This window comes from Methanolobus sp. (genome assembly GCF_030682845.1).
Taxonomy (GTDB): Archaea; Halobacteriota; Methanosarcinia; order Methanosarcinales; family Methanosarcinaceae; genus Methanolobus.
This window is the reverse complement of the sequence record NZ_JAUXNK010000017.1, coordinates 1-7,435: the sequence shown is the minus strand read 5'-3', so window position 1 is coordinate 7,435 and position 7,435 is coordinate 1. Positions and strand designations below refer to the sequence as shown.

The following is a 7,435-nucleotide window of genomic DNA, read 5'->3' as shown; positions in this document are numbered from 1 at the left end:
GAACTACGACAATCTTGAAGTGCCTGAGGTTAAGAAGGGAACCCGTGCATATGAGCTTGTGATGGCATCAAAAGCAGCAACAACGAAACTGAACAAGGAACTGAACACTCCGTTTGTAGGTTTCCACGAAGGGCCACTTCTCACTCTTACTCAGCTCATGGGCGCAGACCGTGTGCTGATGGACATGAAAACACACCCTGATGTTGTACTTGAGGCTTTGCAGAAATGTACCGACTACATATGCCAGGTATCTGAGCTCTTCTTTGAAGAAAGTGCCTGCAACGCCCTGTGTGTAGACAACCTCTGGTCAAATAATGTCATAATGAGTGAAGAGGACTACTGGAAGTTCGATGGTAAATTCGTTTATGACCAGCAGATTCCACTCTTCAAGAAGTACAACCAGCCATATATTATCCACAACTGTGCCGATGCGGTGCACTTTGATACCCAGATCAAAAAATTCGGTACACAATTGTACAGCTACGCATACTATCCCAAACAGAGAGGAAAGGGTTCCCAGAACTATGCGGACCTGATTCCCAAGTACGGTGACACTTGCTGTATGATGGGCGAGATCAATCCGATAGACTTCATGGATGGTTCAGCCAAAGGAGTCCAGAAGATCAGGGATGATACAAAGACTTTGATCGAGGGCGTTATTCCTGTGCTCAAGGAGAACGGCATGCAGTCCAAGTATGTGATGTCTTCGGGCTGTGAGATCCCACCAGGGGGACCACTGAACACTGTCAAGGCAATGGTTGACACCGTTAAGGAACTTGGCCCGCAGCTGCAGAAAAGCATCATCGGATAAAATAGGCGCATAATGTCCTATTTTATCTTTTTTTTATGTAGTTAAGTGAGGTGATCGATGATAAATTAGGGCTTATATCCGAAAAGGCGGCATTCTGCCGTTCTACCTTCTATCGCTTCATTAAGGAAAGGTGAAAAATAATGAATCTGGGACTTGGTATTGATACAGGCGGCACATACACTGACGCTGTTATAATGGATCTTGCACAGGGCAGGATCATCGATTCTTGCAAATCATTGACAACTTATCCCGATCTGGTAAAGGGTATAGAGTGTACGCTTCGCGGGTTGAAGGAAGAATATCTCAAAGAGGTTAGTTTTACTTCCGTATCTACAACTCTGGCAACGAACACAACCCTCGAAGGTAAAGGCTATCCTGCAGGCCTCATACTCATCGGATATTCCATAAACAAGGAATTGCCCACCGACTACGTGCTTTCCATTGATGGTGGACATGATTCTGACGGAAATGAGCTGCGTTCACTGGAAGGTCTGGATGGTGTCAGGGACTTTGTACTGCAGAACCGGAATAAGGTTGCAGCATTTGCTATCTCCTCTTACTTTGGTGTGAGGAACCCTGACCATGAGATCATGGTGAAAGAATACATCCGTGAGCTTACAGACCTGCCCGTTGTCTGCGGACATGAGCTTTCCCTCAGTCTCGGAGCTTATGAAAGAGCAGTCACTGCACTTCTGAATGCTCAGCTTATACCTGTGATTGACGATTTCATTAAATCCATATTGTCTGTGATGAAAAAGATGGGCATTAATTCCACTTTGATGATGATGAAGTGTGATGGCTCTCTTGTCAAAATAGAGGAAGCCCTTGAAAAGCCTGTGGAGTCTATATTTTCAGGTCCTGCAGCAAGTCTGGTAGGCGCAGCACATCTGACAGGCCTTAAAACCTGCATTGCCCTGGATATTGGCGGTACAAGCACCGATATTGCAATGATACGTGATGGCATCCCTATAGTAAATGATACCGGAGCTGTCGTTGGCGGCTGGAGCACCATGGTCAAGGCTATAAAAATGGACACTTCCGCCCTTGGAGGGGACAGTCATGTCTGGGTGCAGAAAAAAATGTTCATCGGTCCAAAGAGAGTGATACCTTTATGTCTTGCTGCAGCCGAATATCCCGGCCTTATAGATAAACTGGCCAAAGTACACACATTCTCTCCCCGCATGATGACCGATATAATGCAGCCGACTTCATTTTTTATCAGCAAGGGTATTGACTCTTGCTGTATGAAATTATCTGAACTTGGCCATGAAGAATTAAAGGTACTGGAAGTCATAGGAGAATCTCCATGTTCGCTGTCGGATATAGAGGAGAGGACGAAAATGCATCCCCTGATGTTTATCGATATCCTTCGGTCACTTGTCAGGAAAAGATATGTCCAGCAGATCGGTTTTACTCCTACGGATGCATTGCATGTCCTCGGGGAATATGACGAATGGAACAGAACTGCATCTTTCATTGGCGCAGACATACTTGCCGGTTATCTGAAAATGGGAAGGGACGAATTCTGTTTGAAACTCAAAGAGGAATTCCAGAAGACCCTTGCTTTGCATCTGGTCTCCTACTTCAGTTCAGGTGTGAAGAAGGACGAGATCAAAAAATTCCTTGAGTGCTCTGATCTTATTATGTTCAAACCTAAGATCCCTATTGTGATGGTAGGTGCTCCGGTAAGAGCCTACGAAAAGGAACTGGGCCAAATCATGGATGGTGACATACGGATTCCGGATCACTATGAGGTCGGTAATGCAGTGGGAGCACTTGTAGGTGATGTTATATACAGGACAGAAATGCTTATCAGGCCTTCTTCGGCAGGTAGCTCAAGTTATGCTCTCTTTTCGGATAAGGGAAGACATATCTTTGACAATCACCAGGGTGCTGTAGACCATGCAGTTGCACACGTAGAGGAATCTGTTACAGAATACATGAAAGGTTACGGGCTAAGTATGGATAATGTCAATTTCGAGCTTCAAAAGAGCGATATTGGAAGCATGGGCACGCTTCCGCTTGAAACAAAGCTTGTAGGTATTGCTGTGGGCAGTCCCAGGAGGACTGCATGAGCACCATGATGGCACAACCGGGAGGCATGCATGAACTGGACAGTATGGCTTCTCTGCGCCAGAGTGTGCGCAACCGTATTGGAATAACAGGTGATGTGGAAGAGGATGAACTGCTGCATCACATGGAACAGGCTTCCAGGGACATCAAGGACCTCTTTGCCTCCTCTTTCGGACCATGCGGGCTGAATAAGATAATAATCAGTCCCACGGATGATATTTACATGACCAGTGACGGAAAGACCATCATTGAAGAGATAGACGTGCTGCATCCGGTGGTCACATCCCTGAAAGAGCTTGCAAGGTCTATGGACAGGGCATGCGGTGACGGTACAAAGACAGCAGTCATCCTTGCTGCATCACTTATTGAGAATGCCGCCAGACTTGCAGGCTATGGATTGCATCCGACGACCATTATAAAGGGATATCAGCTAGCCCTGAACAAAGCTTATGAGATTCTTGAATATGAGAGCATACAGGCAGTTTCTGAGGAGGAACTGCATTCTGTAATAGAGAATGCCAGCCTGAGCAAAGGTGTAGGGCTCCGGCAGTCCCGGATGATAACAGAACTTGTGTTGAAAACACTTACAAAGCTCAAAGGTCTGGATGATGATGCCCGCATTGATCTTAACGAGTACGTAAAGGTTATCAAAAAGGTAGGCGGTCCATCGATGGAATGTTTTTCGGGTATTGTTCTTGATGAAACACCCGCAAGAGATGACATGCCTCGTCATTTCAAAGACGCGCGGGTCCTTATAATTAACTATAATGTGAAATTTGAGAGCAAGATCATTAATTCCCAGCATAACATAAGAATCGATGGCTTTGACAACTCCATGCTCCTGCGCAATGAACAGGAAAGAACGGTGAAAAGTCTTGCAAAAAAGATAATTGATTCAGGAGCTGATGTGGTTCTTTGTGAAGGAAGCGTTGACGGATCAGTCGAGGATTCACTCGCAAAGCAAGGCATCCTTCTTTTCAATAAGCTGAAGATGAAGGACCTGGAAATGGTATCAAAAGTAACAGGTGCCAGTATCATTTCCATTAAGGATGACATTCTGCCCGAAGACCTTGGTTTTGCCGACGAGGTGAATGTTGAGAAGAAATGTGATGAATACTTCCTGTTCCTCTCTGCCAGTGAACAGCCGATATCCTCTATCCTGATATGGGAGCCATTCAGATATGCTCTTGAAAAGGTTGAGGAGGCAGTCGATGATGCTCTTAACAATGCTGCTTTCCTGCTGAAGAATCCTCTTGTAGTCAATGGAGGAGGGGACATCGAGTTCGTGCTCGCGCAAATGCTCAGGCGGTACGCATCCACGGTAGTGGGAAAAGAGCAGCTTGCCATAATTGCATATGCGGATGCTCTTGAGGAGATTCCCCGGATACTCTCACGAAATGCGGGACTTAATGAAACGGATGCAATGGTAAAGATGCGCGACTACTATAACCGGGGTGTGGACTGCAGGATAGATAGTTCACGAAAGGTTGTCGAGAACAGTCCTCCTGTCTACGACTCTTCAAGTATGAAAAAACTAGCTGTTATTGCGGCAACCGAGGCTGTGAACGGCGTACTGCGAATCGATAAGATACTATTGAAAAAATAGTTTTGGATAATATCAGGTGGAGGATGAGGAAGTGTCAAAGCAAGCGTCTGAGGAAATGACCTCAAGAGAGCGCTTTATCAACGCTCTTGAAATGAAAGAGGTGGACAGGATACCACTGGGTTATCTGTGGTTTGGTGCAGGCGATGCTGTGCTTGACCGCATGAACGCAACGATAAATGATGTTTACTATTCCGCAAAGGGTATTGCAAGAGCACAGATATTGGCAAGGGAGATGTATCACCATGATAATGTCATGTCTCCCTGGGGATGCCTGCTCGTGGAGGCGGAAGCCCTTGGAGCAAAGATCAACGTTAAGACTGATTACTACCCTTCAATAGCTGAACACCCTTTAAAATCTGCCAGGGAATATGAAAAGATTAACCCTCGGGATATGGAACGTTCAGAAAGGGTGAGGACCATTGAGGAATCCATCTCCCTGCTGAAAAAAGAACTCGGTGATGAAGTTTTCATCAGCTGCGCCTCACTTACTCCTCTCATGCTTGCTACCCAGGTGATGGACGGGAGCAGGCTGTGCATTGAGATGATAAAGGACAGCAGTAATCTCCATGCATTACTGGAAGTGCTTACTGAGAGTTGTATCATTTTTGCAGACAGGATGCTTGATGCAGGAGCTGACGGGGTTTTTGCAGAGAACGGAGGCAGCGCTTCAGACCTTTTCAGCCTGGGAATGGCAAAGGAGTTCGGTTCTCGCTACACAAAAGAGCTCTATTCTCATATCCAGGACCGCGGAGGATATGTAATATCCCATAACTGCGCATCCCATGCATTCCATGAACTGGAACTGGCTCTGGAGCCTGATGCTCTGAACTTTGCATTCGGAAATGTAAAAGCGCTCGGAAAGAACTACGGAGTTGAGTGTGAGAAACTCCATAACCATAAAAGCATTGGATGCAGCCAGAGATATTGTTTCATGGATTTCCAGAACTTCCATGATTCGGATGTATGCCTGATGGGTAATATCAATCCTTATATATTCACTTCAGGGATGATGAAAGACATCGCATCTGAAGTTAAAAGCTGTATGGCTGCGGCTCCTGATAGAGGGTTTATCCTGTCCACTGGCTGCGAGATTCCGCTGAACACACCTCCTGAAGAGATGGAAGTGCTCTGGGAAGCAATGAGGTCTTGTTTTTGAAAGGAGGTAATCAGATGTACGGAATAGCAATGGACCTGGGAACAAGCGGTTTCAGGGCGCAGCTTATAGATCTTGGAACCAAGCAAATAATTAAGACCTCAATGACAACAAAACATCCTCTTCCGGGAGCCAATATCACAGACCATCTCGATTTTGCAATCACTGTGGGAGAGGACATCGCGCATGAGATAATGATCGATACCGTATGTAAACTAATAAACACTTTCAATGTTGATCCTCTGCAGATAAGCAAAATCGCAGTGTGCGGCAATCCTATACAGTTGTCACTTTTTCAGAACTCTGAGATAAGGGATCTTGCCTATGCGGGCAAGAACATGCAAAAAAGGCTGGGTATCGAAAATATAGAACGCCAGGCACGGATATTCCCGGCGAGCGGTATTCTCAAGAACCGGATCGGGCTGGGGGTATGCGATGTTATCGTTCCTCCGGCAGTCCAGCATGAAGTCGGTGCCGATGCACTTGCAATGATGATGAAAACTGATTTCCTTGAACAGACGGCTCCCACTCTTGTTACTGACTATGGGACCAATGCTGAGATGGCAATCAAAGTAGGGAACAGGATCATTACAGGAAGCGCTGCTGCAGGTCCGGCTATCGAAGGGCAGGGAGTAAGTTGTGGCATGCTTGCAGGCCCCGGTGCTATCTCAGATGTAAATCTGGAAGGAAAGTACTGGAGACTTACCGTCCTTGATGAGAGCATGACCAGCCGGCCATCCCATCTGGTCGATCCATGTAGTGGTGATATAATAGAAAGGGCAGTCCTGGAGCCTGTAGGTATAACAGGCACTGGTCTGATCGCTTCTCTGGCGCTTGCAATGCAGACAGGGCTCATTGTGAGGCCACCAAGGCTGAAGTACGGTAAATTGATGCTGAGTGAAGGGATATGTATCTCTGAGAATGATATCAAAGAAGCCGGCAAGGCTATTGGTGCTATAAGGGCAGCACAACTGACACTTATAATAGAAGCCGGGCTTGCTTACGAAGAACTTGAGAACACATACATGACAGGCGCATCAGGAACTTATGTGGATCCATGGAAAGCTATGTATGTAGGCTCCTGCCCGAAGTATTCCAGAAGGATAGTTCAGTTTGGGAATACTTCGCTTTCTCTTGCCAGGGATATATTAACAGATGACTCAAAGCTTGCTGAGGTGATAGATCTTGCAAATAAGATTAAGGTCGATCATCTGATGATGGCCACAAGTGCTACTTTTAAAAAGTTCTACACGTGCGAACTATCTTTCTGGACAGAAGGCATGGACATGGAATCCTATAACCGCTTCCTGAAAATCTATAAGCTCCCTCTTCTGCCTTCAGTATCTGCTGAGCCTCAAATGGTAAAATGCACTTTGGATGATGCCCTGGATGCCAAAGACCAAAATATCAGGATAGTAGACGACATTGGCGTTATGGTTGAAGAGGAGGCCGTTGGCTGTATCATGTGCCACCAGTGTGAGATCGAATGCCCTGAAAAAGCTATCTCGAATATGGAAAAAGACGGGGCATTGGTTGTGATGTACAGCACGCAAAAGTGTCTTGGAACCGCCTGTAAAAGATGTGTGAACGTGTGTCCTGTAAAAGCTATAAACTACAGGGATATCAGGATATTGTCATGATTCCTGATTTATAGTTATTCAGATTGTGACTACTCTCTCCACTGAAGTGGAGAGCATCTAAGCATTTTGTGCTACAGACTGTAGCCCCAGTCTGAGTATATTGGCAGCAGCGTTGTGGTCTCTGTCCAGAATAAGGTTACAGAAAGGACAAT

General features: G+C 46.0%; 5 protein-coding genes. All 5 read left to right on the top strand.

From position 1 onward, the window contains the following. A partial coding sequence (locus tag Q8J68_RS01785; protein ID WP_305309849.1) for a uroporphyrinogen decarboxylase family protein occupies positions 1 to 811 on the top strand: 811 nt, incomplete at its 5' end. 140 nt (positions 812 to 951) lie between these two features. Beyond that, entirely contained in the window at positions 952 to 2,886 is a 1,935-nt protein-coding gene (locus Q8J68_RS01780; protein WP_305309848.1) for a hydantoinase/oxoprolinase family protein, read from the top strand. Further along, positions 2,883 to 4,490 carry a TCP-1/cpn60 chaperonin family protein gene (locus Q8J68_RS01775; protein WP_305309847.1) on the top strand — a complete coding sequence of 536 codons (1,608 nt, stop codon included), beginning with the start codon at positions 2,883 to 2,885 and terminating at the stop codon, positions 4,488 to 4,490. The genes Q8J68_RS01780 and Q8J68_RS01775 overlap by 4 nt, the downstream gene beginning before the upstream one ends. A gap of 31 nt (positions 4,491 to 4,521) precedes the next feature. After that, entirely contained in the window at positions 4,522 to 5,646 is a 1,125-nt protein-coding gene (locus tag Q8J68_RS01770) for a uroporphyrinogen decarboxylase family protein (protein WP_305309846.1), read from the top strand. 14 nt (positions 5,647 to 5,660) lie between these two features. Further along, entirely contained in the window at positions 5,661 to 7,283 is a 1,623-nt protein-coding gene (locus Q8J68_RS01765; protein WP_305309845.1) for a methylamine methyltransferase corrinoid protein reductive activase, read from the top strand. The last annotated feature ends 152 nt before the right edge of the window (positions 7,284 to 7,435 follow it).

What these genes read in the sequence shown, in the direction of transcription:
- Q8J68_RS01780 (WP_305309848.1), top strand. Translation starts at nt 952, where the DNA reads ATGAATCTGGGACTTGGTATTGATACAGGCGGCACATACACTGACGCT.
- Q8J68_RS01765 (WP_305309845.1), top strand. Translation starts at nt 5,661, where the DNA reads ATGTACGGAATAGCAATGGACCTGGGAACAAGCGGTTTCAGGGCGCAG.
- Q8J68_RS01775 (WP_305309847.1), top strand. Translation starts at nt 2,883, where the DNA reads ATGAGCACCATGATGGCACAACCGGGAGGCATGCATGAACTGGACAGT.